25 protein-coding genes are annotated in these 24,934 nt (G+C 47.9%); 7 read left to right on the forward strand and 18 right to left on the reverse strand.

Annotated features, from left to right (window positions below; translation table 11 throughout):
• Nucleotides 1-10: 10 nt before the first annotated feature.
• The 10 genes from CSHOW_RS01560 to CSHOW_RS01605 form a co-directional block, all read right to left on the reverse strand.
• Complete coding sequence (locus tag CSHOW_RS01560; RefSeq protein ID WP_002947354.1) at nucleotides 11-949, reverse strand: hypothetical protein; 939 nt, start codon at nucleotides 947-949, stop codon at nucleotides 11-13.
• The gene (gene fliN, locus CSHOW_RS01565; protein ID WP_034957998.1) at nucleotides 946-1,242 is read right to left on the reverse strand and encodes a flagellar motor switch protein FliN; all 297 of its coding nucleotides are present in this window, start codon (nucleotides 1,240-1,242) and stop codon (nucleotides 946-948) included. Before fliN ends, CSHOW_RS01560 begins: the two co-directional genes overlap by 4 nt.
• 56 nt (nucleotides 1,243-1,298) lie before the next feature.
• Nucleotides 1,299-1,712, reverse strand: a complete 414-nt coding sequence (locus CSHOW_RS01570) for a chemotaxis protein CheX (RefSeq protein ID WP_002947358.1) — start codon at nucleotides 1,710-1,712, stop codon at nucleotides 1,299-1,301.
• Nucleotides 1,713-1,777: 65 nt separating this feature from the next.
• Nucleotides 1,778-2,527, reverse strand: coding sequence for a tryptophan synthase subunit alpha (gene trpA, locus CSHOW_RS01575; protein ID WP_002947360.1), 750 nt, complete (start codon nucleotides 2,525-2,527; stop codon nucleotides 1,778-1,780).
• Nucleotides 2,520-3,701 carry a tryptophan synthase subunit beta gene (trpB, locus tag CSHOW_RS01580; RefSeq protein ID WP_002947367.1) on the reverse strand — a complete coding sequence of 394 codons (1,182 nt, stop codon included), beginning with the start codon at nucleotides 3,699-3,701 and terminating at the stop codon, nucleotides 2,520-2,522. The genes trpA and trpB overlap by 8 nt, the downstream gene beginning before the upstream one ends.
• A gap of 176 nt (nucleotides 3,702-3,877) precedes the next feature.
• Nucleotides 3,878-4,477 carry a phosphoribosylanthranilate isomerase gene (locus CSHOW_RS01585; RefSeq protein WP_002947375.1) on the reverse strand — a complete coding sequence of 200 codons (600 nt, stop codon included), beginning with the start codon at nucleotides 4,475-4,477 and terminating at the stop codon, nucleotides 3,878-3,880.
• Nucleotides 4,474-6,087 carry an anthranilate phosphoribosyltransferase gene (gene trpD, locus CSHOW_RS01590; protein WP_002947376.1) on the reverse strand — a complete coding sequence of 538 codons (1,614 nt, stop codon included), beginning with the start codon at nucleotides 6,085-6,087 and terminating at the stop codon, nucleotides 4,474-4,476. The genes CSHOW_RS01585 and trpD overlap by 4 nt, the downstream gene beginning before the upstream one ends.
• A gap of 117 nt (nucleotides 6,088-6,204) precedes the next feature.
• A complete protein-coding gene (locus tag CSHOW_RS01595; RefSeq protein ID WP_039895124.1) occupies nucleotides 6,205-6,546 on the reverse strand; it encodes a hypothetical protein in 342 nt (113 codons plus the stop codon).
• A complete protein-coding gene (locus tag CSHOW_RS01600; protein WP_002947378.1) occupies nucleotides 6,515-7,882 on the reverse strand; it encodes an anthranilate synthase component I family protein in 1,368 nt (455 codons plus the stop codon). The genes CSHOW_RS01595 and CSHOW_RS01600 overlap by 32 nt, the downstream gene beginning before the upstream one ends.
• A gap of 48 nt (nucleotides 7,883-7,930) precedes the next feature.
• Nucleotides 7,931-8,359 carry a DUF302 domain-containing protein gene (locus CSHOW_RS01605; protein ID WP_002947379.1) on the reverse strand — a complete coding sequence of 143 codons (429 nt, stop codon included), beginning with the start codon at nucleotides 8,357-8,359 and terminating at the stop codon, nucleotides 7,931-7,933.
• Nucleotides 8,360-8,436: 77 nt separating this feature from the next.
• Between CSHOW_RS01605 and CSHOW_RS01610 the strand changes: the two genes are divergently transcribed.
• Nucleotides 8,437-9,189: a sulfite exporter TauE/SafE family protein gene (locus tag CSHOW_RS01610; protein WP_002947388.1), complete on the forward strand. Its 753-nt coding sequence runs from the start codon at nucleotides 8,437-8,439 to the stop codon at nucleotides 9,187-9,189.
• A 159-nt stretch (nucleotides 9,190-9,348) separates the two neighbouring features.
• On the opposite strand, the gene CSHOW_RS01615 is transcribed toward CSHOW_RS01610, so the two are convergent.
• Nucleotides 9,349-10,929, reverse strand: coding sequence for a class I SAM-dependent methyltransferase (locus CSHOW_RS01615; protein WP_002947392.1), 1,581 nt, complete (start codon nucleotides 10,927-10,929; stop codon nucleotides 9,349-9,351).
• Nucleotides 10,930-11,021: 92 nt separating this feature from the next.
• The gene (locus CSHOW_RS01620; RefSeq protein ID WP_002947395.1) at nucleotides 11,022-12,680 is read right to left on the reverse strand and encodes an SLC13 family permease; all 1,659 of its coding nucleotides are present in this window, start codon (nucleotides 12,678-12,680) and stop codon (nucleotides 11,022-11,024) included.
• A gap of 175 nt (nucleotides 12,681-12,855) precedes the next feature.
• Here CSHOW_RS01620 and uvrA point away from each other — a divergent pair, with 175 nt between their 5' ends.
• The 3 genes from uvrA to CSHOW_RS01635 all read left to right on the forward strand — a co-directional run bounded on the left by uvrA (nucleotide 12,856) and on the right by CSHOW_RS01635 (nucleotide 17,100).
• Entirely contained in the window at nucleotides 12,856-15,711 is a 2,856-nt protein-coding gene (gene uvrA / locus CSHOW_RS01625) for an excinuclease ABC subunit UvrA (RefSeq protein WP_002947397.1), read from the forward strand.
• 7 nt (nucleotides 15,712-15,718) lie between these two features.
• On the forward strand, nucleotides 15,719-16,597 hold the full coding sequence (locus tag CSHOW_RS01630; RefSeq protein ID WP_002947398.1) for an AbiTii domain-containing protein: 879 nt from the start codon (nucleotides 15,719-15,721) through the stop codon (nucleotides 16,595-16,597).
• Between the two features lie 62 nt (nucleotides 16,598-16,659).
• Complete coding sequence (locus tag CSHOW_RS01635) at nucleotides 16,660-17,100, forward strand: pyrimidine dimer DNA glycosylase/endonuclease V (RefSeq protein ID WP_002947399.1); 441 nt, start codon at nucleotides 16,660-16,662, stop codon at nucleotides 17,098-17,100.
• A 261-nt stretch (nucleotides 17,101-17,361) separates the two neighbouring features.
• Here CSHOW_RS01635 and CSHOW_RS10510 read toward each other — a convergent pair whose 3' ends face one another.
• Both CSHOW_RS10510 and CSHOW_RS01640 read right to left on the reverse strand, forming a co-directional pair.
• Entirely contained in the window at nucleotides 17,362-17,493 is a 132-nt protein-coding gene (locus CSHOW_RS10510) for a hypothetical protein (protein ID WP_002947402.1), read from the reverse strand.
• Between the two features lie 54 nt (nucleotides 17,494-17,547).
• Complete coding sequence (locus CSHOW_RS01640) at nucleotides 17,548-19,176, reverse strand: formate--tetrahydrofolate ligase (protein WP_002947403.1); 1,629 nt, start codon at nucleotides 19,174-19,176, stop codon at nucleotides 17,548-17,550.
• Nucleotides 19,177-19,309: 133 nt separating this feature from the next.
• On the opposite strand from CSHOW_RS01640, the gene CSHOW_RS01645 reads away from it, so the two are divergent.
• The gene (locus tag CSHOW_RS01645; RefSeq protein WP_002947404.1) at nucleotides 19,310-19,906 is read left to right on the forward strand and encodes a DJ-1/PfpI family protein; all 597 of its coding nucleotides are present in this window, start codon (nucleotides 19,310-19,312) and stop codon (nucleotides 19,904-19,906) included.
• 270 nt (nucleotides 19,907-20,176) lie between these two features.
• On the opposite strand, the gene CSHOW_RS01650 is transcribed toward CSHOW_RS01645, so the two are convergent.
• Nucleotides 20,177-20,434, reverse strand: a complete 258-nt coding sequence (locus CSHOW_RS01650; protein WP_002947405.1) for a hypothetical protein — start codon at nucleotides 20,432-20,434, stop codon at nucleotides 20,177-20,179.
• Nucleotides 20,435-20,653: 219 nt separating this feature from the next.
• On the opposite strand from CSHOW_RS01650, the gene CSHOW_RS01655 reads away from it, so the two are divergent.
• Both CSHOW_RS01655 and CSHOW_RS01660 read left to right on the forward strand, forming a co-directional pair.
• Entirely contained in the window at nucleotides 20,654-20,992 is a 339-nt protein-coding gene (locus tag CSHOW_RS01655) for a hypothetical protein (RefSeq protein ID WP_171992801.1), read from the forward strand.
• A gap of 52 nt (nucleotides 20,993-21,044) precedes the next feature.
• Complete coding sequence (locus CSHOW_RS01660) at nucleotides 21,045-21,767, forward strand: hypothetical protein (RefSeq protein WP_002947407.1); 723 nt, start codon at nucleotides 21,045-21,047, stop codon at nucleotides 21,765-21,767.
• A 107-nt stretch (nucleotides 21,768-21,874) separates the two neighbouring features.
• On the opposite strand, the gene CSHOW_RS01665 is transcribed toward CSHOW_RS01660, so the two are convergent.
• The 3 genes from CSHOW_RS01665 to CSHOW_RS01675 are packed head-to-tail and all read right to left on the reverse strand — an operon-like array spanning nucleotide 21,875 to nucleotide 24,749.
• On the reverse strand, nucleotides 21,875-22,210 hold the full coding sequence (locus CSHOW_RS01665) for a hypothetical protein (protein ID WP_002947408.1): 336 nt from the start codon (nucleotides 22,208-22,210) through the stop codon (nucleotides 21,875-21,877).
• 29 nt (nucleotides 22,211-22,239) lie between these two features.
• Entirely contained in the window at nucleotides 22,240-24,159 is a 1,920-nt protein-coding gene (locus CSHOW_RS01670; RefSeq protein ID WP_002947409.1) for a hypothetical protein, read from the reverse strand.
• Nucleotides 24,160-24,179: 20 nt separating this feature from the next.
• Complete coding sequence (locus tag CSHOW_RS01675) at nucleotides 24,180-24,749, reverse strand: YcxB family protein (protein WP_002947410.1); 570 nt, start codon at nucleotides 24,747-24,749, stop codon at nucleotides 24,180-24,182.
• Nucleotides 24,750-24,934 lie beyond the last annotated feature (185 nt).

A 24,934-nucleotide genomic window follows, 5' to 3' on the forward strand; every position in this document is an offset into this window, starting at 1 on the left:
TCTCCGAATTTTAGTCTATACTTGCCTTGTCTTTATATGCGTCCAATGTTTGGCGGTTTTCGATGTAGGTGTTTAGCTTTTTTTGATTTTCTTCAAAAAAGCTCTGGAAATCTTGCTCGCTCGTCATCTTTTCTTCGCCGAATTTATCCAAAAGTACGTTTGATGTGCCCGTTAGCACGAGATAGCGTCTGTCAAGATGCTGAAAAAGCACGACTTTGTTCGTATCATCAATCGATTTTTCGTAGATTATCTCCACGCCTTCGTCGCTTTTTACCTTTTCAAACCAGCCGTTTTCGCGCTTTGTTTTTATCGTTTTTTGCTTGTTTTTTAGCTTTGCCTTGATGACCAAAAGCACGACCAAAAGTAGCGCCAAAACGCCTAAAACCGAGTAATATCTATAATCGATCATATCGCTCACGCCTTGCGTCATGAAATTTACGTCGCCGTTTTGCGCGCCTAAATTTAAGCCGGCACCTTGAGCAGACGCGGTCAAATTTGATGCGTTTTGATCGCCGGATAAATTCGTCGCCTCGGTTATATTTTCTCTAGTTTCTTGTGGAGAGAGTGCTGTTGCGGCGGCTGAGTTTGCTGCATTTTCAGGCGTCACGCGTATGCGCAGGCCAAAGCCGTCGGTGGTTTTTGACGCGCTAACGGCCACCTGAGTGTCGCTTTTTATCACGAGGGCTAAATTTTGGCCTCTAGGCTCAAACAAAAGCTCTTGTAGTATGCTTGAATTTACGCTTTTTTCGATATTTTGATCGTTTTGCAGGTCTTTAAAAAGCAGGGTTATCACGCCGTCTTTTCGCTCTTGCAGGATCGCTCCGCTATAAGGCGCGTCAAAACTAAGCATGATATCGACGCGGTCACTGCGCTCGTAAATGTTGTAAGTAGATAAATTTGACCCCCAAAGCGCTACGAAAAACAACAAAAGCGCGGCGAAAATCCTCATAATTGCTCTCGTTTAAAGTACTGGATGACGGATTTTGAGTCTAGGATTTCATTTATCCTGATGGCGAGGTTTTTTTCGTAGACCATTACTTCGCCCTTGCCGAAAATTCGGTTGTTTATAAAAAGCTCCACGCTCTCGCCGGCAGGCTTTTCTAGATCGATAACCGAACCAACTTCGAGCTTTAAGAGCTGCTTTACGCTAATCGTCGTAGTGCCGAGCTCTGAGATAAAATCCACGCCGATATCCATCAGCTCGTCGTAGCTTTTAAAAAGCCCGCCGCGCTCTTGCAACATCTCCTGAACCCCTTGCAGCGCCGTTTCTACGGCATTTATCTCTTGTAGTTCTTCGCTCATGCTTTTTTATATCCTACTTGAAATGTTCTATTTTTGATTTTATAGACGCGCTTGTCGTCTAGTTTGACGTGAAAGCTCGTCCTACCTAGATACTCGGGAGTGCCTAGTTTATAAGCGTTTGCTTCGCGTTCGTTGAGTAGATTTTTAGCGTAGCCGATCGTGAGATTTGCCACCTCTTTGCAGATGTCGCTTAGCTCGTCTTCGGCTAGTTTATCGACGCCAAGAAGCACGCTAGCAAAGCGGTTTAGCGTATCTTTTTTAAAGTAAAGATAAAAGTGAAACTCCTCTTTGCCCTTAAAAATCGGCAAACTCGATCCGTAAAATTCCCCCTCCGCGCTCTTTGCGCTCTCTACCTTGTAGCCCAGGGTATCCTCGCACAGATGCTTGATCCCAAGCTCCGCAACGTCCATCATCGCGCCGTCCTTTAAACAAAATTTTATAATTATACTTAAATTTAACGCAAACGCCGCTAAATTTAAAAAAGTTTATTGATTTGCTTTATCAGCTCTTCGCCCTCAAATTTGGCCGTGAGCTTTACTATCTCGGTGCCGATTATCGCGCCGTCGGCGTAGGTTTTTACCTCGTCGGCATCGTTTTTATTTTTCACGCCAAAGCCCACCGCAACAGGCAGATCGCTTCTTTTTTTTAGACCCTCTACTAGCGCCTTTAGCCTCTCCTCGCTAGCTCGCTGCGACCCGCTCACGCCAATAGCGCCCAGAGCATAGACAAATCCTGAGCCGAATTTTAAAATTTTATCCGCGCGGTTTTGCGAAGTGACGCTGATTAACGGGATGAGATCAAGGTCAAATTTAGCGCACAGTCCCGCTACCTCCTCGCTCTCCTCAAACGGCAGATCGGGGATGATAAATCCTGCTATACCGACCTCTTTTGAGCGAGCGATAAACCTCTCTACGCCGTAGGCAAACACGATGTTAAAATACACGAGAAATACGACCGGTTTATTTATCTTGCCTTTGCACTCTTCTAGCATGGTAAATACCGTGCCTGTATTTACGCCCTTTGCGGCGGTTTCAAAGCTAGCTTGCGCGATGAGTTTGCCGTCTGCGAGCGGATCGGAGTAGGGGATGCCAAGCTCAAGTAGATCCAGGCAGCTGCCGTCTAAATTTAATAAAAACTCCTTAGTCGCTTCGACGCTAGGATATCCCGCCACGACGTAGCCGATGTTTGCTTTTTTGCCCGCGAACGCGTCTTTTACCTTAGCCATAAATTTTTCCTTTCTCGTAGCTCATCACGGTGTTTATGTCCTTGTCGCCGCGTCCCGAGACATTTACGACGATGACGCTTTTTTTCGTCAAATTTGGACATAGCTTTTCTAGATACGCTAACGCGTGCGAGCTCTCGATCGCAGGTATGATGCCCTCTAGGCGGCTGGTTAGATATAGCGCGTTTATGCACTCGTCGTCTGTGACGCCGTAGTAGGCGGCTCGCTTGCTCTCGTGGAGGTGCGCGTGCTCGGGGCCCACGCCCGGATAATCAAGCCCCGCCGAGATACTATGTACCGGCTCGATCATGCCGTATTCGTCTTGAAGCACGATCGTTTTCATGCCGTGAATGATGCCTGTGCGGCCCTTGGTTAGAGTTGCGGCGTGATACGGAGTATCCGCGCCTAGGCCCGCAGCCTCGACTCCGATCAAATTTACGTCCGCGTCGCCCAAAAACGCGCTAAAGATGCCGATGGCGTTGCTACCGCCGCCGACGCAGGCGATGACGTAGTCGGGATGTACGCCGTATTCTTTTAGTTGCGCCTTGGTCTCGCGGCCGATGATACTCTGAAAGTCGCGCACGATCCTAGGATACGGGTGCGGGCCGACCGCCGAGCCGATGACGTAAAATGCGCTTTCTATCTCGTTTACCCACGCTTGGATCGCTGCGGTAGTGGCCTCTTTTAGCGTTTTTAGGCCATCTTCTACGCTCACGACTCTGGCGCCTAAAAGCTGCATGCGAAATGCGTTTAGCTGCTGACGCTCGACGTCGGTAGCACCCATATATACGTCGCACTCAAGACCGAGCAGTGCCGCCGCCGTCGCAGTCGCCACGCCGTGCTGACCGGCTCCCGTTTCGGCTAAGACCTTCTTTTTGCCCATTTTTTTGGCAAGCAATGCCTGAGCTAGGGCGTTATTTATCTTGTGCGCGCCCGTGTGGTTTAGATCCTCGCGCTTGAGGTAAATTTCATGCCCGTAGTGCTCGCTTAGGCGTTTTGCGTGATATAGCGGACTCGGGCGTCCGACGTAGTTTTTTAGTAGGTCGTCTAGTTCGGCTTTAAATTCAGCCGTTTTTGCGATATTCTCGTACGCAGCCTCAAGTTCGTCTAGAGCGAACATCACGGTTTCGGGCACGAACTGCCCGCCGAATTTGCCGAAATATGCTTTGGTGTTCATCGGTATCCTTTAAATTTTCGTTCTATTTTAGCATTTTAAGTTTTTATTAGGCTTATTTGGGACGCGGATAGGCCTCGTTAATCGGTCTGTGAGGGAAACGGGAAATTTAAAAACATGCCATATTTTATTTAGGCAAGGCGGCAAAGGCGTAAAATTTGCCTTCGCCGCAAACAAATTTACGCCTTTATTAGCTCTAAAATTTTCTTTATTTTTTCGGCCGATTTTATACCGTTTTCATCCTCGACTTTTGAGTTTAGATCGAGTACTCGCGGGTTAAATTTGACCGCTTCGCGCGCGTTATGCTCGCCGATGCCGCCTGCCATGCCAAAGTCAAATTTGACCCCCCGCAAAATCTCCCAATCAAAGCTAATACCGTTACCGCCTGCATTTTCGCCTTTGCAATCAAAAAGCGGCATATCGCAAAGCGCGGTATCGACGGCGGGTAGCGCATCTAGCACGCTATAAACGCGCCAAACCCCTAGCCTCATCGCCTTTAAATTTGCGTACAAATTTGAGCTAACCTCGCCGTGGATCTGCGCGACGTCAAGCGCGGCAAATTCGCAAATTTCCATTATCTCGCAGTCGCTTTGCCCGGCAAAAACTCCGACGCATTTTTTACCCGCCTTGTGCGCTATATCCGCTATCTCTCGCGCCGTCTGAGCGCCTACTTGGCGTTTGCTTTTGGCAAATATCGCACCTAAAAAATCGACGTCCAGGCTCGCCACGTCGCGCGCCTCCGCAGGCGTTTTGATACCGCAAATTTTAACCAGCGTCACGCTTTGCCCCGCACGTAGTCCTCAAAATAGCGATAAACTTTACCGCTTTTTATCGCGTCCAGGATGACCTCTTTTGCCTGCGCTGGGCTATCAGCGACGCCAGCGGCGTATAGCGCAAACATCGCGTTTAGCACAACTATGTCAAATTTCGGTCCGCTAATCTCACCTTTTAAAATTTGCTTTAAAATTTCAGCGTTTTGCTCCGGCGTGCCGCCCTCGATCTCGCTGTGAAACGCCCGTTTGAAGCCAAACTGTTCGGGCGTGATGCTGTACTCGCTGATCTGGCCGCCGCGTAGCTCCACGACGCGCGTCTCATCGCATAGACTGATCTCGTCTAGTCCGTCCTCGCCGCGAACCACCAGCGCGCGCTCGCGTCCCAGCAGCTGCAGCGTCTCGGCGTAGAGGCGCAAAACGGGCTTATGATAGACGCCCACGAGCTGATTTTTGAGCGCCAAATTTGGATTTAGCAGCGGGCCAAGTACGTTAAAAACCGTGCGGATACCCAGGCGCTGGCGCACCTCGCGCACCTCGCCCACTAGCGGATGGAAAAACGGCGCGTGGAAAAAGGCTAGATTTTTATCGTTTAGTAGCTCGCGCTGCCCTAGGAGCGAATTTGAGCTATGAACGCCCAAAATTTCCAGCACGTCCGAGCTGCCTGATTTGCTAGAAACGGCTTTGTTTCCGTGCTTTGCGACCTTGACGCCAAGGCTCGCTAAGATAAACGCGACGGTCGTTGATATATTTATCGTCTTAAAGCCGTCGCCGCCAGTGCCGCAAAGATCGATCATCGGCGAAGGATCGCGGTAGGTCTGCGAGTATTTTAGGATGTTTTTGGCGAGGCTTGCTAGGCTTTGCGGATAGAGGCTTTTTTCGCTGATCAGCACCAAAAGTGCCGCTAGCTGCGTGATCTCGTACTCTTTGCTCGCGATGATTTCGCAAATTTGCTCAAAGTCGCGGTCGTCCAGGCGCTCGTTTTCTTGTAGCTTGATTAGAAACGGCTTTAGCGGGCGGATTTTGGGCTCTTTGGCGACGTCTGTCGCAGGCGTGGCTTCGTAGTTGATGAAATTTTCGATGATTTTTTTGCCGTACTGCGTGAAGTAGCTCTCGGGATGAAACTGGATACCAAAAATCGGCCTATCTTTCACGCTAAGCGCCATCACTACGCCGTCCTCGCTCAGGGCTGAGGCCTGCAAATTTGACGGTAGCTCGTCCACGTAAAGCGAGTGGTAGCGCATGACCTCAAATTCGTCCGGCAGTCCCGTAAATAGCGGCTCTTTGCGGCTAACTTTTATTAGCGAGGTTTTGCCGTGATAGGGCTTTTCTAGGCGTTTGATCTTTGCGCCGTGCACCAGGCCGATCGCCTGATGTCCGAGGCAGATACCAAGGATCGGCGCGGCGATGTCGCTTCGCAAAATCTCTAAACAAATGCCGCTATCTTGCGGGTGTTTTGGCCCCGGGCTTAGCACGATTTTGCTCGGATTTAGCCTGCGGATCTCATCTAGCGTGATCTTGTCGTTGCGCACGCAGCGCACTTCTTCGGAAGTTAGTTCGCGTAGGTATTGTTCTACGTTGAATACGAAACTGTCGTAATTGTCGATCAATAAAATCAAAATTTTCTCCTTTTTTGCGGCTTGTCTCGCGAGCGCTTTTTGTGGATTTCGTTAAAATTTGACTCGATAGGCTATATGCCTTATCTTCGTCAAATTTTAACTTCAAAACCCCAAAAATCATCTCACGATACTTCGTCTTAACTTTTTACTTTCAAATTTGAAGTCAAATTTGCAAATTTTACCCACCGAGACCCGCATCTTGAAAATATCAAAATTTGAAAAACTTACTTTCTGTAAAACTGAATTTTTGGGAGAGGAAGAGGTTCTACTTACGGTCTGCTTGCAGCTACAAACAAAGTGAAGTAGAGCGTCGCCTTCCTTTACTTCGCGTTTTGCGCTCGTAACTGTCGGAGGCAGACCCTCTCCCAAGCCCTCTCTAACCCCACTGCACGTGAGAGGTTGCTGCACTACGTGCAGGTCAAATTTCTCAAATTTCCATTGCATTTTTCGCAAATACATTTAGCACCGAGGCGCGTTTTTTGCAAATCTCTTTATATTCGTATTCCGGCACGCTATCTATCACGATACCCGCTCCGGCCTGCACGAAAATTTCGGCGAAATTTACACTGAGCTCCCCGCCTTTTAAATTTGACTCGTTTGCGCCGTCAAGGTGCGGGTCATGCCCGCTAGCGTCAAATTTGCCGCCAAATTTACGCGCAAATATCGCGCTTCTAATCAAAATCGCCATTTGCGCGTCGCCGTTAAAGTGGAAAAATCCGATGCCGCCGCCGTATGCGTTGCGCCTATAGGGCTCAAGCTCGGCGATGATCTCCATGGCGCGGATTTTGGGCGTACCGCTGAGCGTACCTGCGGGGAAGATGCTACCGACCGCGTCAAATGCGTCCAGATCGTCCGCCTTCGCGCCGTAGACGTCGCTTACGATATGCATCACGCTCTCGTAGCGCACGATACGCATGGCGTTTTTGACCGCGACGCTTTTTGGCTTGCTGACGCGGCCGATGTCGTTGCGGGCGAGGTCGATGAGCATTTTGTGCTCGGCTAGCTCCTTTTCGTCGCTTAGCAGCTCGCGCTCGAGCGCGGCGTCCTCTATCGCGTCCTTACCGCGTCCGCGCGTGCCGGCTATGGGCGCGACGTAGATCTTGCCCTCTTTGATCTCGCAGACTAGCTCGGGGCTAGAGCCCGCGACGTCGCCGTAAGGGGTCGGAAAGTGAAACATATATGGGCTCGGATTTGCCTCGCTCAGCGCTCGGTAGAAGTCTAGGCTATCCATATCCGAGGCCAGTTTTAGCTGTTCGCTTAGCACGACTTGAAAGACGTCGCCGCTTTTTAGGTACTCTTTTGCGCGCTTTGCGATACTCAGAAAATGCGCTTTTTCGCCATCAAGATCGGTTAAAATTTGATATTTGCTCTGCCTTTTTGTGCGCTGTTTCTGGGCGGCCGCTTCGTCGTCTGCGCTAAATTTAACGAGAAAATCGTAATACCGCTCGCGGTTGCCGTAAAAGCTGTAAATTTTGCTATTTTTATCAAAGTGTAGGTAAGCGCGGGCGTTAGCGTAGAAAAAGTCGGGGAAATCGTACTGCGACGCGTTAAATTCAGGAATTTTTTCAAAATATTTTATCCCGCCGTAGCCTAGCACTCCAAACAGTCCCGCAAAAGGTGCGTCAAATTTTTGAGCTTTAAAATAGCTCTTAAGCCCCGCAAAATCGGTTTGCTCGCTGCTGATATACTCGCAGTCGATACCGATGATGGTCTGCGTCGTGTCCTCGGCGAGGTAGGAGTTAGCAAATCTCTCGCGGATCTTTTCGTAATAAAAAACTGGGCTCAAAAGTAGCATAAAATATCCTTTAATGTGCGTTGATTATATAAAATTTAAGCTTAATTTTCATTTGACGGCGGCGTCAAAAAGCTCGCGCTCTAGCCTTTGCGCCGCGTCTAGGGCTGGGCAGTCCGAGGCGCCGTATCTGGCAGCGACGCTTTTTATACCCTCAAAGCTCACGACCGTTTTGCCCTCTATTTTTTGAAATAAAAACTTAAACGGAAGCTCTAGCGCTAGGCTAGGTTCGCATTCTATTAAAGGCGCAAGTACGCCGGGAGCGCCGAAGATTACCGTGACCGACGGCGTCAAATTTACTCCCGTTTGCGCGGCGAAAACGTGATGAGGCACTACGGCAAATTCGCTAACGTCTTTCATGTCAAGCAGTCTTTGAAATCTCTTAACCGCGGCTTCTATCTCTAACTCGCTTTGGTCTGCCGTGACGCCTGCGAAGGCCAAATTTAACCCCGCAAAAATCATCAAAAACAATCTTTTCAATAACTTCCCTTTTTTAAATTTTAAAATTAATTTTACCCAAAAACGGCTAAAATCGGATTTTACTTTAAGGCGAGATTATGGAAATTTTATCGGTTGCGTCGATCGGTTACGTTTGTTTGGGGCTATTTGTCGGCTTTTTGTCCGGATTTTTGGGCATCGGCGGCGGCGCGGCGGCCGTACCGATACTCGTATTTTTGGGCTTTGACGTCAAATACGCAATCGGCGTAAGCGTCCTTCAGATGATGTTTAGTTCGGTCTACGGCTCGCTTCTAAATCTCAAAAATAAGACCCTTGATCTAAAGCCCGCTTTGGTTCTGGGCAGCGGCGGCTTTTGCGGGGCGAGCGCGAGCGGCTTTATCGTGGCGAGCGTTCCGTCGAAATTTTTGCTTCTCACGCTTATTTGCATTCAAATTTTTAACGTTATTAAGCTATTTTTTAAAAATCCGGAGCCCAAAGGCGCGCACAATCCCTCTCTCGTGCCGCTTTTTTTCGTCGGACTTTTTGTCGGCGCGGTAGCGATCAGCGTGGGTATCGGAGGCTCTGTTATCATCATGCCGGTTTTGATAAATTTCTTAAACTACGACATAAAAAAGGCGATCAGCACGGGGCTATTTTTCGTGATATTTTCGTCGATTTCGGGCTTTATTAGTCTAACTTTGCAAGGGCTCGTGCAGTACGAGGTTGGCGTTTTGGTCGGTATCGGCTCGCTTATAAGCGTGAGATTTGGCGTGGCTTTAGCGCAAAAGATCGACCGTGCTATCCAAAAAAGATGCCTGCTTGCGCTTATTTGCACGACGCTAATTATAATGATAAATAAGCTTTTTGCTTAAATTTAGTATTTGCTATAAATTTTGGTTTTGCTAAATTTTACCGCTTTAATAGCTGAAACTACTTTTGGCGAGTTTAGAAGCTTGCGTAAATTTAAAACAACGCGGTCAAATTTACGGGAAATGTAGGGGGGCAAATTTATCGCATTCGCCCCAAAAAAATCAGAAATTTTCTAAAAATCCGCCGTCGCTTAGTTTTAGCTCAAGGTCTTTTACGTAGTTTTCGGCCGCTTTTTGGTATTCGTTTTTGCTGGCGGTTTTTATCGTGCCGTTTTTGACGGCAAACTCCAGTTTACGCTCTTGTGCGAATTTCGCCGTTTGCTTTACGATATTTTCGAGCGAGTTTTCTCCGTTAAATTTAAGCGCGATAAAGGCGTCAAACTGCGAAAAATTCGCGAGCACGTTTAGTTCGTCGGCGATTTTTATCACAGGCTCGTCTGCGGCGGAGAAATACTCAAAATATCCGCGCGCTCGCTCTTTTAGGCGGCTTTTGCCTACTTCGTAAGCGATTTTTGGGCGCTCGTAGGTCGTTAGTTTTGCGCAGTTTGCGGCTAAAATTTCCATAAAGCCAAAATAGGCCGATTTTACCGCGTTTTCATCGTCTTTTAAAAGCGCGGCGACGTCGGCGAAATTTACGCTTGCCGGATAAACGTCGGTAAAGACTTGATAAAGCCAGTCGTACTGCGGCTTCATCGGGGCGCCGTTTATATTTACGTAGCCGTCTTTCGTTTTTTCAAAACCTGCCGAGATATGCAGCTTGCAAAGCTCGTCCGTGCCGATATTTATGTTAAAGTCGTCTGAAACGAGGTCTTTGTGCGTTATCATACTGCGTCTAAAAACTCTGTTGGTTAGAAAGTCAAGCATTTGTTCTTTTTCGATACGCGAGCTAAAATTTGTATCTATATACGCGTCAAATTCGTCTATGCCTAAATTTGATTGAAAAACGTCCTCCAGTCCGACCTCGGCGAGATAGGCAAGACCGTTTTTATCAAGATCGGCCGCAAAATCCTTAAAATAAATCGGATCGTTAAAAACTTCTAGATACTCGTGCGCTATATATGAGTTGCTAGCGGATAAGATATAGTCGATGTGAAATTTTAGACTTTCGTAATTTAAGAAAATTTGGCTTACGTTGCCGTCTTTTTGGCAAAATTTCGCGTACTCTCCAAGTACTTTTAAAAGCTCCCTTGCTTTGGCTACTTTTGCGGCCTCTCCTTTTACGTCTTTGGTGCCAAAGACTAAAAAATCTCTGATCGTATCCTTGATCTTCCAGCCCGGATAGACGTTGTAGCTCACGTAGGCCACGCCGTTTGGGCTCAAAAATCGCTTGATGGTTTTTAGGATCGCGTCCTTTACCATATCGGGCACCCAACTATAAACGCCGTGGCAGATGATGTAGTCAAATTTGCCGTAATCTCTCACGTCCGCATCCGTAAAATCGCAGATATCTTTTGCTTTAAATTCGATATTATCCACGCGCATTTGTGCGGCTAGCTCTTTGGCTTTATTTATCTGCACTTCGCTTAGGTCTATGCCTAGCACCTTTGCCTGCGGATTTGCGATAGCAAAAGGAAATAAATTTCCGCCGTAGCTGCAACCGATTTCTAGCACTTTAGCCGTTTTGGACGGCGGCGGAGTTAGCGATAAAAACGAAGCCAAAGCCTCAAGTCGTGCAGGCGAAGTTTCGGGGAAAGCGGCCGAGATATATGGAAGCTCGTCGTAGGATTTTTGGATGTCGTTCATTTTGCAGCCTTAGGTTAAAATATTTTTACGATGATACAGCAACGCCTATTAAATGTGGGTAAATTTAGGCGGTTAAGGCCGCCTAAATTTGATTAAAATTTAAGCCCAAAAACGGCCGAAGCGATAAAGACGACAGTTGCCGTGATAAGAAAAATTCCGATGATATTTAACCAGATTCCGGCCTTTATCATCGAGCTGATTTTTACGTAGCCAGAGCCGTATGCGATGGCGTTTGGCGGCGTGGCGACGGGCAGCATAAATGCAAACGTAGCTGCCATAGCGACCGGGATCGTAAACAGCATAACGTTTGCGCCGGAGTATCCAAGACCTGCGCTAACGCCTGCGATAACGGGTAAAAAAGCCGCTGCGGTAGCAGTGTTTGACGTGATCTCGGTGAGGAAAATGACGAGCGTTACGACGGCCATAATGATCGCGGCGATAGGTAGCGCGCCGAGAGCAGAGACCTGATGTCCGATCCAAAGCGATAGTCCGCTGCTGCTAAACTGCGCTGATAGCGACAAACCGCCGCCAAAGAGTATGAGGATATCCCACGGCAGCTTTTTGGCGCTATCCCAGTCGATGAGACGCTCGCCGCTTTTGTTTGCGGGCACGATAAATAGCAAAATCGCCGTACTCATCGCGATTATCGCATCTAGGCTGGCGATTTTTACATCAAAGGACTTTAGGATAAAGCCCAGCGATATCCAGCACGCAGCCGCCGCTACGAAGATGACTCCGACTAGCTTTTCGGGCGTAGTTATGGGGCCTAGTTTATCTAGCTCGTCTTGGATCACTTTTTTGCCGTTTGGTATCTCGCCGATTTCAGGCTTAAAGAGCACGTAAGTGAGCAAAAACCAACACGCCGCAAGCATAACGACGCTAAGCGGCACGCCCACTAGCATCCACTCAAAAAAGCCGATCTCGATGCCAAATTCGTTTTTCATGTATGCGACCAGAAGGGCGTTTGGCGGAGTGCCGATGATGGTGCCTACTGAGCCTATCGAGGCGGCGTAGGCGATGCCTAGCATTAGCGAGATGCCGAAATTTGAGCTAAAAGTACTCGTTTTTTCTTTTATCTCTTTTGCGATGTCGCGGCCTTTGTGAAATACCGTATTCATAAAGCCGCCTTGCACGCCTTTGCGTGAAATTTCATCCAAATTTGCCACATCCTCGATCGCCGTAAACGTCCATTTTTGAGTCGTTAGGCGTCCGACCAAATGTAGTACGCTAAGACCCACCGGTAGCATCATTATGGCGGTTGCGGTGTTGCTCACCCACATGGATAAAAATCCCGTCGCCACCATAAATCCAGCCACCAGCCGCCTAGGGCTCGTACCAACTAAAAGCACGATGCCAAGGGCGATTCTGGTGTGCAGATTCCACCTTTGCATCGCAAGGGCTAACACGAAGCCGCCCATAAAAAGATAGATAGTGTCCGAAGCATACGGCGCCGCGACAACCTTAAACGCGTCTACGCCAAGCACCGGAAAAGCCACCATCGGCACCAGGGCGGTTGCGGGCAGGGCGATGGCCTCGGTCATCCACCACGCCGCCATCAGCGCGGCTACCGCGGCAACGACTGGCATAGCTTCTACATGCAGCTTTTTGCCCTTGGCTGCAGCTAGGGCGATGTCTCCTGCGTTTGCGGGGAAGATTTTATACACCCAAATCGCTAGCAAAACGCCTAGCACCAGCCCGATGAGCTCGACTCGGTTTGTTCTTCTGTCTATAGGAATGTTTGGATTTGCCATGATAACTCCTATGCTTGGGATAATTTATAATACATCCAAAAAGCTTATGGCTTAAAAAATTCTTTTGCTTTAAAATTGATTTTTTACTAAAGTGTTGATAAAAGTAACAGCGATTTTAGTTAAAGCGATTTTGGGTATAATTACGGGTTAAAAATTTAAAATCACGGAAGCGAAAATGAACGCAAACGACACCATAAAAATCACGGGCGCGCGCGAGCACAACCTGAAAAATTTAAATTTAGAAATCCCAAAAAACAAGCTCGTAGTTTTCACCGGACTTAGCGGCAGCGGCAAGAGCACGCTAGCCTTTGACACGCTTTACGCCGAAGGGCAGCGCAGGTATATGGAGAGCCTTAGCAGCTACGCTAGGCAGTTTCTAGACCGCGTGGGTAAGCCCGACGTCGATAAGATCGAGGGTCTCACGCCCGCTATCGCGATAGATCAAAAAACCACGTCCAAAAACCCGCGCTCGACCGTGGGCACGATAACGGAAATTTACGACTATCTGCGCCTTCTTTATGCAAGGGTCGGCATACAGCACTGCCACAAGTGCGGCAAACCGATCTCTAAAATGTCGGCTAGCGATATCATAAACGAGATCCAAAAGTTGCCTCAGGGCGCTAAAGTCGTCATATACGCTCCGCTCGTGCGCGAGAAAAAGGGCACGTGGGCGGACTTGATCGAAAATTTACGCGGCAAAGGCTACGTGCGCGCCCAGATAGACGGCGTGCAGGTGAGATTAGATGAGGAGATCGAGCTAGCCAAAACCAAAAAGCACACGATAAAGCTCATCGTAGACCGTATCGTGATAGACGCGGATAACGCGCAGCGCCTAGCCCAGGACGTAGAAAAAGCGCTGAATGAAAGCTACGGCGAGGTCGAGATCGAGATCGCAAATGCCGAAGAACTCGGGCTAAAAGAGAGCTTCATTCACTACAGCGAGCACTCGGCGTGTTTTGATTGTAAAATTTCATTTACGCCGCTCGAGCCGCTTAGCTTTAGCTTCAACTCTCCAAAAGGCGCGTGCGAGAGGTGCGACGGCCTTGGCATCAGATATAGCCTGGATCTTACCAAAGTGATCGACGAGGAAAAAAGCATCGAAGGCGGCGCGATAAAGCTTCTTTACGGCTACAATATGAGCTATTATTATAAATTTTTGCTAGCTTTTTGCGAGCAAAACGGTATCGACGTAAAGCGCCCCTACTGCGAGCTTAGCGAGGACGAAAAGCGCCTCGTGCTCTACGGCAACGTAAAAGAGGTCGAGTTTTTCTGGAAGCGAAACAAGCTACTGCGCAAATTTGAAGGCGCGCTAAAAATCACTCACGGACTGCTAAAAGACTACAAGGACTTTGACGAATACATGAGCGAGAAGGTCTGCGACGACTGCGGCGGACACAGGCTAAAGCCTCAAAGCCTAGCTGTCAAGGTCGCAGGGCGCGGTATCGGCGAAATTTTAGACATGAGTATCGAAAACTGCACCGCGTTTTTTTCAGACGAGTCAAATTTTAGCTACCTTAGCGAATACGATAAAACGATCGCAAAGCCGATATTTAAGGAGATAAACGAGAGGCTGTTTTTCCTCTACGACGTGGGGCTTGGCTATCTATCGCTCGGACGCGACGCGCGCACGATTAGCGGCGGCGAAGCGCAGCGTATCAGGATCGCTAGCCAGATCGGATCGGGCCTTAGCGGCGTGATGTACGTACTAGACGAGCCTAGCATCGGCCTGCACGAGCGCGATACTCTAAAGCTCATCAAAACGCTGCGAAATTTGCAAGCCAAAGGCAACTCGGTTATCGTCGTCGAGCACGATAAAAAGACGATCGAGGAGGCCGACTACGTCGTGGATATCGGGCCTGGAGCGGGGAAATTTGGCGGACAGATAGTTTTTGCCGGCGACGTGAAAAGCCTGCTAGGCTCAAGCACGCAAACAGCGCTTTACATAAACGGCGAAAAGGAAATCGACTACCAAAAAAACCGCAAAATCGACACGTGGCTTGAAATCTCAAACGTAAATATCAACAACATATCAAATTTAAGCGCGCGCTTTCCGCTACGAAATTTGATCGGTATCACGGGAGTTTCGGGGTCCGGTAAAAGCTCGCTCGTGCTACAAACCCTGCTGCCTGAGGCTCAGGAGCAGCTAAACCGCGCCAAAAAGGTAAAAAAGGTCGCGGGAGTAAATTTGAGCGGACTAGAAAATCTAGACAAAGTGATCTACCTCGATCAAAGCCCGATCGGCCGCACTCCGCGCAGTAATCCAGCCACATACACGGGCGTGATGGACGAGATCAGAGGGCTTTTTGCGCAGACTAAGGAAGCCAAACTGCGCGGTTACAAGATCGGCAGGTTTAGCTTCAACGTCAAGGGCGGACGCTGCGAAAAGTGCCAAGGCGAGGGCGAGATCACGATCGAGATGCACTTTTTGCCCGACGTAAACGTCGTTTGCGACTCGTGCGGCGGCACCCGCTATAATGCGCAGACGCTAGAAATCCTCTACAAAGGCAAAAGTATCGCCGACGTGCTAAATATGAGCATCGACGAGGCGGTGGAGTTTTTTAAATCCGTGCCCAAAATCGCTAGCAAACTAACAACGTTACAAGACGTGGGCCTAGGCTATATCACGCTAGGGCAAAACGCCGTGACGCTAAGCGGCGGCGAGGCGCAGCGCGTAAAGCTCGCAAAAGAGCTCAGCCGCTCGGACACGGGAAATACGCTCTATATCCTTGATGAGCCGACTACGGGGCTGCATTTCGCCGACGTCGATAGGCTCGTGCGCGTGCTGCACCATTTGGTCGATCTTGGCAACTCGGTCTTTGTCATCGAACATAATATGGACGTCATCAAAAACTGCGACTACATCGTCGATATGGGACCCGAGGGCGGCGCAAAAGGCGGTAAAATCATCGCGCAGGGCAGCGTAAAAGAGGTCGCTAAAAATCACGCAAAAACGGGCAGCTATACGGGTAAATTTTTGGCCGAGGAGCTGGAAAATATGAAAAAAGTAAAAAGTAAGCCAAAAAAGGGATAGGTTTTTTATGGATTCAATAGTTATTGATATACAAAAGCAGGTATTGAGTAAAAGCACCACGGATGTTCTTAGACAAGCTTATATTATTGCTAGAAAATTAAAGATTAAGGATTTTGAAATTTGGATTAATAATGAGTTGAACGGATATAAAGAAGACGCTAGTATTCCAGAGTATAGAAATATTTTTGGAGATATTAAAGGGTGGAATCCGTATCATGGTTGGGTTTCTGTAATAATTGAGAATATTGAAATGTATAATAAATTAACTATGTCTAAAATTGGACAAGGAATTCCAGAATTGGAAAATATAATCAATCGCTCTGAAAATAAGAGCATCATAAGTATAAATTTACCAGACTCGTTTAACCAACTTATAAGTGATGGCTTTCCAACTAAATATAGAAAAGAGTTAAGCCCCACTAGTATAATCGGCATTATTGAGACCGTAAAAAATATTATTATGGAATGGATATTAAAATTGGAAGAAGATGGCATTATAGGAGTGGATATGAAATTTACAGATGAAGAAAAGAAAATTGCAAGTGAAAAGAACTACACGGTAAATAATTTTTATGGTAATGTTTCAAACAGCCAAATTCAGCAGAATAGCAATTACTCTTCGCAAACAATTAATAATAGTTTGGATATTGATAAAATAGTTAAAGTCCTAGAATTAATTAACACCCATAAAAAAGACATTTTGGTATCACTAGACAATCCAAAAAATTTTGAAAAAGAACTAGATGTGGTTAACGATGAAGTAAAGAAGGCAAATCCTTCAAAGGAAGTTATAAGTCAATCATTTAAAACTATTAGGAATATACTTGAAGGCATTGCTGGAAATCTGATTGTGGCAGGAATTTTATACTTTTGGCCGAAAGTATAATGAACTGTCAAATTCTGTCTTTATTTTGTGTGATTTGAAGTCAAATTTAACGAAAGGCAAAAATGAGACTTTGGACGATAAGCTTTAAATATCTCGACGCAAAGGGGCTCGTAGCGCTTTGGCGCGAGGCGCTGCTAGCTAAAAACGTGCTAGCCGGGCTTACTAAAGGCTACAAAAATCACCCGCAGCTTGACCGCTTTTACGCGCACGAAAACGCGTGTGAAGCGATAAATGTGTATCTAGCGGGGGTTTACGCGCAGGCCTGCGCTCGCGGGTATAAATTTGACGCGGCAAAAGTGGGCGAATTTGACGAGCGAAATTTAGCCAAAATAGCCGTCTCTCGCGGGCAGATCGAGTATGAATTCGCCTTTTTACAAGAGAAGCTAAAATCGCGCGACGTCAAGGCTTACGAGCGAAATTTGAGCGTAAAAGATATAGAAATCGCGAGCATTTTTAAAGAGGTCGAGGGCGGAATCGAGCCGTGGGAGAAGGTTAAAATCTAGCGCCGCCTCATGCGTAAATTTTGGCTTGCTTGCGCAAATTTGATTAAAAACACCAAAATAAATTACGCCGATTTTGCCAAAAATTACGGCAAAATTTCGAGCGTTAAATTTGGATATTCAAAACGCCGTAAAATAGCGCAAATTTGGCGCTAGGTTAATACGCGGCTTTAGGCGAGTAGATTTGATTTTGCGTTTCGGCGGCGTATGGACGGTAAGATAAAAATCTCGCATGAATAGCGTTGCGATAAAATCTAAAATTTACTAGCTAGCGCAGGCGTTTGTTAAATTTAGCGTTTTAAATTTGACGTCAAATTTAAAGGACGAAGTAGTCAAATTTAAAAAGGCGAACCCGGCGTTATTTCCGCCAAATTCGCCTCTGTTTTTATAAATCAAACTCTGCCGACGGGCCAAATTCGCAAGCAAATTTGGCAAATCGGCGAGTTAAATTTACTCCGCTTTCATCTGCTCGGCGGCAGGCACTTTAGGCAGTCCGGGCATCAGCATCGTCGATCCGCTAACCGCCACGATAAAGCCCGCTCCGCCGCGGATCTCAAGCGCGCTAACCTCGAAGCTAAAGCCTTTCGGCCTTCCTAGCAGCTTAGCGTCCGAGCTAAAGCTATACTGCGTCTTTGCGACGCAAACGGGCAAACTCTCAAAGCCTAGGCGCGAAATCTCGGCCAGATCCTCCTGCGCGCGCGGGCTAAAGACGACGTCTTTGGCGCCGTAAATTTTAGTCGCGATCTTTTCGATCTTGGTTTTGACGGAGTCGGCGGACTCATACGTGAATTTTATCTCGCGAGCCGGTTTTTCGCAGATTTGCGCGACTTTTTTGGCTAGATCCTCCGTGCCTGCGCTTCCTTTTAAAAAGCCCTCGCACACGCTAAACTCGGCTCCCAACTCCTCGCAAAGAGCCCGCACGTGAGCGATCTCCTCGTCCGAGTCCGTGGCAAATTTATTTAGCGCGACGATGACGTTTTGGTTAAAGTTTTTGAGATTTTCTATGTGGGCTTTTAGGTTTTCGCCGCCTAGCTTTAGCGCTTCTAAATTTGGCTGAGAGATACCGTCTTTATCGCAGCCGCCGTTATATTTTAGCGAGCGGATGGTGCTTACTAGCACGACGCATTTTGGCGCGAGGCCCGCGGTGCGGCACTTGATATCGAGGAACTTTTGCGCTCCTAGCTCAGCACCAAAACCCGCCTCTGTTACGACGTAGCCCGCTAAATTTAGCGCCGTTTTGGTCGCGATCACGCTGTTGCAGCCGTGCGCGATGTTTGCAAACGGTCCGCCGTGGATGAGTACGGGCGTGCCCTCGAGCGTTTGCACGAGGTTTGGTTTTATCGCCTCTTTTAGCAGTACGCAGACGGCATCCGCGCAGTTTAGGGATTTTGCGCGCACGAGGCCGCCCTCTTTATCGTAGGCGACGACGATGTTCTCTACCCGCTCTTTTAGATTTTTTAGGTCGGTTGCTAGGCAGAGGATCGCCATTATTTCGCTAGCGGCCGTGATTACGAAGCCGTCCTTGCGGGTAAATTTATTGCTCTTTTCAAGGCCGATCTCGATCTCTCTTAGCGAGCGGTCGTTCATATCCATGCAGCGCTTGAAAACGACGCGCGCAGGATCGATATTTAGGGCGTTGCCGTGGTGGATGTGATTATCTAGCATCGCCGCGATGAGGTTATTTGCCGAGGTGATAGCGTGAAAGTCGGCGTTAAAGTGCAGGTTGATATCCTCGCTCGGCGTCACTTGCGAGTAGCCGCCGCCCGTCGCTCCGCCCTTTATACCGAAAACAGGCCCCAAGCTCGGCTCTCTAAGCGCGGCGCACACGCTTTTGCCGATACGCGCTAAGCCGTCTGATAGCCCGACGGTCACGGTCGTTTTGCCCTCGCCGTACGGGGTCGGATTGGTTGCGGTAACTAGGATGAGGTTTGCGCCGGACGCGCTGTCTAGTCGCGGCTCGATCTTGGCTTTTAGCTTACCGAAGGTATCCAGCTCCTCCTCGCCTAGCCCCAGTTTTGCGCCGATTTTTACGATATTTTGCGGCTTTGCGCTCGCTTCTATTTCTCTGTCGCTTAGCATCGTCTTTCCTTAAAAATTTGATTTAAAATGATTTTGTAATTTTACCTCGCAAATGCGAAAAATCTCATTAAATTTTAGCCGCTCGTAATCAAATTTGGGCTAAATTTGAAACTAAATTTGGTAAAGGATCGCTATGAAGGCGCTAAACGTTTTGCTTTTTGACGGATTTACTACGATGGACGCGCTGGGGCCTGCCGAGGCGCTATCTAGGGCGCTGGATGGCGAGCTAAAGTGCTATGAGATAGAGTATTTCTCGGCTACTGGCGGACTTGTCGGCGGCAGTACGAGTGCTAAAATTTGGACGCGAAAGCTAAGCGAGATCGCCAAATTTGACGTCTTGCTAGTGCCGGGCGGTTTTGCGGCTAGGGAGCTTGCGCATGATGGCGAGTTTATCGCGGCTCTAGGCGAGCTATCGCGCAGACACGAGTACGTGATCGCGGTATGCACGGGCTCGGTTTTGCTAGCTAAAACAGGGCTTTTGGACGGCGTGGAGGCCACAAGTAACAAGCTGTCATGGCAGTGGGCGACCTCGGAGGCTCCTAGCGTACGCTGGGTGCGTGCTGCTAGGTGGTGCGTTAGCGGGAAATTTTACACCAGCTCGGGCGTGAGCGCGGGCATCGACGCGGCTCTGGGTTTTATCGCGGATATGCACGGACGAGACGAGGCGCAGAGGATCGCCGTGACGATGGAGTATGTGTGGAATAGCGACAAAAACGCGGATCTGTTTTAAAATTTGGCGTGCGGCGGCCGCGGGAATTTGACGGCTAAATTTTAGCCGAGTCAAATTTTGAGGCACCGTGCCTAAAAGATGCGTGAAAAACGAATTTACAAAATTAGCCGTTTAAAAGCACGGGTATAAAAAGAGCAAATTTAGTCTGATATTCGGAGGGCTTCCAAATTTACGGCAAAAAAGCAAATAATCCAAAACAATGCAAATTTTACTGCCAAAAATCGCGAATTTTATAAATTTAGCGGTTTTAGGCGACAGACTTATCGCCGTTTAGAGCGTTTTAAGCTTTTCGCGCACCAAGGCAACGTAAATCATCGCTAGCGTCGTCGCAAACCAGATGACGTAAGGTAAGCAAAAAACAAAAGGCTTTTCGTAGTAGTCGTATTGCACGCCGACGTTGCGGCCGATGTAGAGGTAAAAGCCGCCTACAATGATGACGTAAAGCACGGTAGCGACGGCGTCGCAGGCACGAACTAGTTTGCTTAGCGGGCGCTTAGGTTCTGTTTTGGTTACGTGATCGTTATTCATTTTTTCTCCTTTATTTTTGGGAAATGTTATCATAATTAGCGTAAAATTTTGATGACATATAGTAATTTTTAAAGCAAAAAATTCACAACCAAAAAATAATAAAATTTAAGCGGATTTTATGGGGGGGGGGGGGTAGAATACGCTCTTATTTCACTTTAAAGGATAAAAATGAATTTTTATTTTTTTGACGCAAAAGATTTAAGGCGCGCCGGTAGGTTTTTGGCTATTTTTATATCGTTTATTATCGGCATCGGAGTCAGCGTTTTGTGCGTTCATTTTTTAAAAGACGATAGCTACTCTTTGTTATTTATAGTTGTTATCCCTTTGGTATATTTCGGGCTTAAATTTTATTCAAAATGCCCAAACTGCAAAAAGAGTTTTTGTACTAGAAAAATAGGTCAAGAGACGTTGCGGGAAGAGTTGGCGAAAGGGACTAAGAAGGTGGATAACAGAACGGTAAGTACGACTTTTAGGATAAAAGATATAGAAATTTATACCAAATGCGCTAAATGCGGTTTTGAAAATTTTTATACGGTAACCAAAAAAACAGAGGTGTAATTTTTTAAGGATTTTAAACATCTTAAAAAAATTTAATCAATAGGAGCAAAAAATGCTAAACGAAAATTTTAAAAAATGGGCTTTGGGTTTTAGCGGTTGTGACGGCGGCGATATCGGTAACGCCGAGCATCCTAGTGTTTGGTTATGCGGGATAGAGTGGGGCGGCGGGTTTAAACCTGAAGAGTTGGCCGACGAGTTTAAGGATGACGTTAGCAAGCCGTCCGCAGGATACGAGAGTCACGAGCGAAATTTGGCGTATCAATATAATATCAAAGCCCTTAAGCTGCTTTGCGCGATTAACGGAGCGAGCGATCATGTCAAATTTAACGAAACCGTAAAGCCGTTTACGCAAGGTGCAAAGGGGTATTTTAAGCTAAATTTGTATCCGCTTGCGTTTAAAAATACTAGTCATAGCCTCTGGAGCGAGGGGTTTGCTAAGGCAACCGGTATAGAAAATAAGAGTGAATATATACGCTGGATAGAGCAAAATCGCTTCCCTAAACTTAGGGCATGGGCAAAAGAGCGCAAGCCACGCCTAATAATCTGCGTGGGAATAAGCTATAAGAACGAATTTATCGCGGCATTTGGCGGCGAGGGCGTGCAGGTGAAGGAAGCGGTCGCAGGCGGTAAGAAATTTTATTATTTTAAAAACGAGGCTGGCACAATCGTGGCGATAACGTATTTCTTGGGCAATCCACACGGTTTAAATTCTGACGCGGCGATAAAAGCTACTGGAGAGAAAATAGCTCAAATTTTAGCTCAAAACAGCAAATAAACTTAGCGTTAAAGGCATTAAATAACTAAAATTTACCGTGATCGCACGCCAAAAAAACGGCGAGTGTGATTTGAGTGTACTTCACGCACTCGCCAAATTTGCCCCCGCTACCACAGTTTTAGGCATACTTGCCCTATTATGACGGCGATAGGAGCTCCGTTTATGTCGTAAGTGTTGCTAGAGTTTGAGCCAAAATCAGGCTTAACGACGTTGCCCTGTATCACCCAGGTGTTGCTTGAGTTTGCGCCGTATTTGGGTTTTATTTTTCTCCCGTCAAACTCAAAGGTGTTAGAGGAGTTAGCTCCAGTTTTGGGCTTTAGCACGCCGCCGTCAAATTCAAAAGTATTGTGCGTAGTTGCGCCGTATTTGGGCTTTAGCTCGTTGCCCTCGTATACCCAAGTGCCGTTTCCCGCAGACCTTCCGTCCCAGTTGATTTTGGGCATTTTATCCTCCTAAAATGAGTTATAATCAATCATTTTGCGCGGCTTGCTTCTTTTGCTTTTACGGCTTCGTAAATTTCATCCGCGTTCGTCAAATTTGCGTCCAAAAACTCCTGCGCCTTTTTTAGCGTGCGTGCGCCCATGATGCCGTCGGCCTTGACGCCGATAGCCTTTTGCACGTATAAAATTTTCTCTTTTTGCGTGATCTGCGGCGCTGTTTTGGCTGCGACGGTAGAGTTTGTTTCGCGCTCTTGGTCGCTAGAGTTCTCAAATTTAGCCGTCATCTCGCGAAATTTGGCCTCCAGGCTACGCGACGCCTCAAAGCGCTCGTCAAGCTGCATAAGAGTCGGCGCGTAACCAAAGCTAGATATCGCACCATAGATCGCGCCGACTGCTCCAAAGCCCGCTAAAATTTTAAAAAACAGCGAAAAAGCCTCTTTGTTTCGCATGCTTTGGCGGTACTCTTTGGGCACGGAGCTTCGGCGAATCAGCGTAACCAGCGCGCTAAGAGGCGCCAAGACGCACCAAGCCACGCCCGCGCAAAGGGCTAAAAATATAAGCGTATAGATAGGCGCCATGATGTAGCGCTCGGCTAAATTTTCGCCTAAAAATCCCGCCGTAAAAACCAGCGCAATCAGCCAAAACGCCGAGCCCAGCCCGAACCAAACCGCAGGCGAGTAAACGGGAGAGATTTTATCCAGGCATTTTTTCATCGTATCGCCTAGCTTGCTTGCGGCACCCCTTGAGACGTAGCCGTCGCAGGCCTCTATCACGGCGTTTGCGGCCTCGGTTTGCGCGCCGTCTGTTTTAGCGATACGCTTTAGCGCGGAGTCTAGAGCTGGCTGCGAGCAGTATCGCGTGAAAAATTTAAACGCCTCGCGCCTAGTTATCTTGCCGTCGGCGTCAATCTTTTCTAGCATAGATATCTCGTCTGCGAAAAGATCGTCGAAAAACGGCGGCCTGATAAAGGCGTAGGGCGGGTTGCTAAAGCCCACCGCCTCGTACTCCTTGCCAAGCAGGATAAAGTTTAGCCGTGTTATCGCGCTAGAACCCACGTAGGAAAACAGGTGCGAGCTCTCGTCGCCGCTCTCTTCGTCTTGATAAAACGGTATCGTTTGCGAGATAAATTTGCAGGTGCGCGCGCATAAAAAGTCCAAAAGCTCGTCGGCGTAGGCGCGCGATTTTATGCGTAAATTTACGCTGGGTTTCGCGTAGGCGCCGATGTTTGCTACCGTGGTAAAGTATCCGTGCCCGCTACACTGGGCGCACTGCACGTAGCCAGATCCCCCGCATCCGCCGCACCTAACAGTGCCAGATCCCGAGCAGCCGTAGCAGGTATTTGAGCCGCTGCCGCCGCATGACGAACAGCTCTCGTAGCGATACGTCACGTAGGTGCTGCCGTCCGAGTTATACTGCGTGTGAGGGCGATTTACGCCGCCGCTGCCTCCGCACGTGGAGCAGCTTTGTCGTCCGCGTCCGCCGCAGCTAGAGCAGGTTTTTTTACCGCGTCCGCCGCACTCGCCGCAGCGCGTCTGCCCGTCACCGCCGCAGTTGTCGCAACGCTCGCTCATGCTAAATGGCTTAAAATCGTAATACCTAACCGTGCCGCCTGATTTCGCGACGGCTTCTTTTGCGTCTTGGCGTAGCTCGGCGAGTAAAATCTCGTGCAAATCGGCGCTATCTCTAGCCTGTAGCAAACACTCTCTGGCGTGATTTTCGTAGCCGCGCGTATCGTCGCCTCCGAAGTGTATCTGCTCCTTTGCGCCGCCAGCGATTTTGCTCTCTTCGCGCTTGCCGTAAAATTCCCACGTTACGGTCGCCGTCGCTTCAAAATCAAAAATTTCGTGCGAAATTTCTACCAAGTCCTCAGGCTTAGCTTGGTTGCCGTTTATTAGATTACACAGTCCTTTTAAAAACGGCTCGTGTAAACTTAGCTCGTCAAATTCGCTCATTTTAAATCCTAAATTTGATTTTACGCGTCTAGCTTCGCGCGTTTTTTTATCTCGCTTAAAAACTCCGCCCCGCCGTCTGCGAAAGCCTCGCGTGGCACGGCGTAAAACATGGAGTTTGCGATGATAACGACGACGAAACTACCGACGTAGCGAGCGTCGCTGATGACGTTATAAAAATATCTGCCCTCGCCGAATTTGCTTTTTTGCACGAAAAACCCATCCTCTAAGATCACGCTTTTTGATCCGAATTCGCCGTAGTTTGCTTTATTTATCAGCGCGCGAGTAAGCAGCCAAGGCCGCAGCCCAGTAGCGTAAAGCAGAGTAAAAAATGCGGCCATCCACGATAGGTAGGCTAGATTTTCCACGCCGCTAAAACCGTAATCCCTAAGCAAGTCGCTAAGCTCCCTGAAGTAAAATTTGACGCACAAAAGCGTGATAAAAAACATGCCAAGAGCCGACGCCGTAAAGTCGCATATACGTATGTTTCGCATAAATTTATCGCCCTTATAAACAATCTTGCCCACCTCGCGCGTCATGGCTTTATACTCGGCGCTAGGCTTTATCTCAAAGTCGGCTTTCAAATTTGACATTTGCTTCCTTTAAATTTTGATGAGATATTATCAAATTTGGCCTAAATTTACGCTATTTTTAAAATCGCCGCTAAAACGATAATTAAGCCCAAATTTAGTAAAATCGCCGCCAAGACGCGAGGTCGCGTAATACGTTAAAAGGCAAACTATGCAAAACTCAACCGCGTAAATTCCGCTAAATTTAA

This window comes from Campylobacter showae, from assembly GCF_004803815.1.
Lineage (GTDB): Bacteria > Campylobacterota > Campylobacteria > Campylobacterales > Campylobacteraceae > Campylobacter_A > Campylobacter_A showae.

Bases quoted from the DNA above. Each gene is read 5' to 3' on its own strand.
- CSHOW_RS01560 (WP_002947354.1), bottom strand. From the start codon at position 949: ATGAGGATTTTCGCCGCGCTTTTGTTGTTTTTCGTAGCGCTTTGGGGG.
- fliN (WP_034957998.1), bottom strand. From the start codon at position 1,242: ATGTTGCAAGAGCGCGGCGGGCTTTTTAAAAGCTACGACGAGCTGATG.
- CSHOW_RS01570 (WP_002947358.1), bottom strand. From the start codon at position 1,712: ATGGACGTTGCGGAGCTTGGGATCAAGCATCTGTGCGAGGATACCCTG.
- trpA (WP_002947360.1), bottom strand. From the start codon at position 2,527: ATGGCTAAGGTAAAAGACGCGTTCGCGGGCAAAAAAGCAAACATCGGC.
- trpB (WP_002947367.1), bottom strand. From the start codon at position 3,701: ATGAACACCAAAGCATATTTCGGCAAATTCGGCGGGCAGTTCGTGCCC.
- CSHOW_RS01595 (WP_039895124.1), bottom strand. From the start codon at position 6,546: ATGTATTTGCGAAAAATGCAATGGAAATTTGAGAAATTTGACCTGCAC.
- CSHOW_RS01600 (WP_002947378.1), bottom strand. From the start codon at position 7,882: ATGCTACTTTTGAGCCCAGTTTTTTATTACGAAAAGATCCGCGAGAGA.
- CSHOW_RS01610 (WP_002947388.1), top strand. From the start codon at position 8,437: ATGGAAATTTTATCGGTTGCGTCGATCGGTTACGTTTGTTTGGGGCTA.
- CSHOW_RS01615 (WP_002947392.1), bottom strand. From the start codon at position 10,929: ATGAACGACATCCAAAAATCCTACGACGAGCTTCCATATATCTCGGCC.
- CSHOW_RS01620 (WP_002947395.1), bottom strand. From the start codon at position 12,680: ATGGCAAATCCAAACATTCCTATAGACAGAAGAACAAACCGAGTCGAG.
- uvrA (WP_002947397.1), top strand. From the start codon at position 12,856: ATGAACGCAAACGACACCATAAAAATCACGGGCGCGCGCGAGCACAAC.
- CSHOW_RS01630 (WP_002947398.1), top strand. From the start codon at position 15,719: ATGGATTCAATAGTTATTGATATACAAAAGCAGGTATTGAGTAAAAGC.
- CSHOW_RS01635 (WP_002947399.1), top strand. From the start codon at position 16,660: ATGAGACTTTGGACGATAAGCTTTAAATATCTCGACGCAAAGGGGCTC.
- CSHOW_RS01640 (WP_002947403.1), bottom strand. From the start codon at position 19,176: ATGCTAAGCGACAGAGAAATAGAAGCGAGCGCAAAGCCGCAAAATATC.
- CSHOW_RS01645 (WP_002947404.1), top strand. From the start codon at position 19,310: ATGAAGGCGCTAAACGTTTTGCTTTTTGACGGATTTACTACGATGGAC.
- CSHOW_RS01650 (WP_002947405.1), bottom strand. From the start codon at position 20,434: ATGAATAACGATCACGTAACCAAAACAGAACCTAAGCGCCCGCTAAGC.
- CSHOW_RS01660 (WP_002947407.1), top strand. From the start codon at position 21,045: ATGCTAAACGAAAATTTTAAAAAATGGGCTTTGGGTTTTAGCGGTTGT.
- CSHOW_RS01665 (WP_002947408.1), bottom strand. From the start codon at position 22,210: ATGCCCAAAATCAACTGGGACGGAAGGTCTGCGGGAAACGGCACTTGG.
- CSHOW_RS01670 (WP_002947409.1), bottom strand. From the start codon at position 24,159: ATGAGCGAATTTGACGAGCTAAGTTTACACGAGCCGTTTTTAAAAGGA.
- CSHOW_RS01675 (WP_002947410.1), bottom strand. From the start codon at position 24,749: ATGTCAAATTTGAAAGCCGACTTTGAGATAAAGCCTAGCGCCGAGTAT.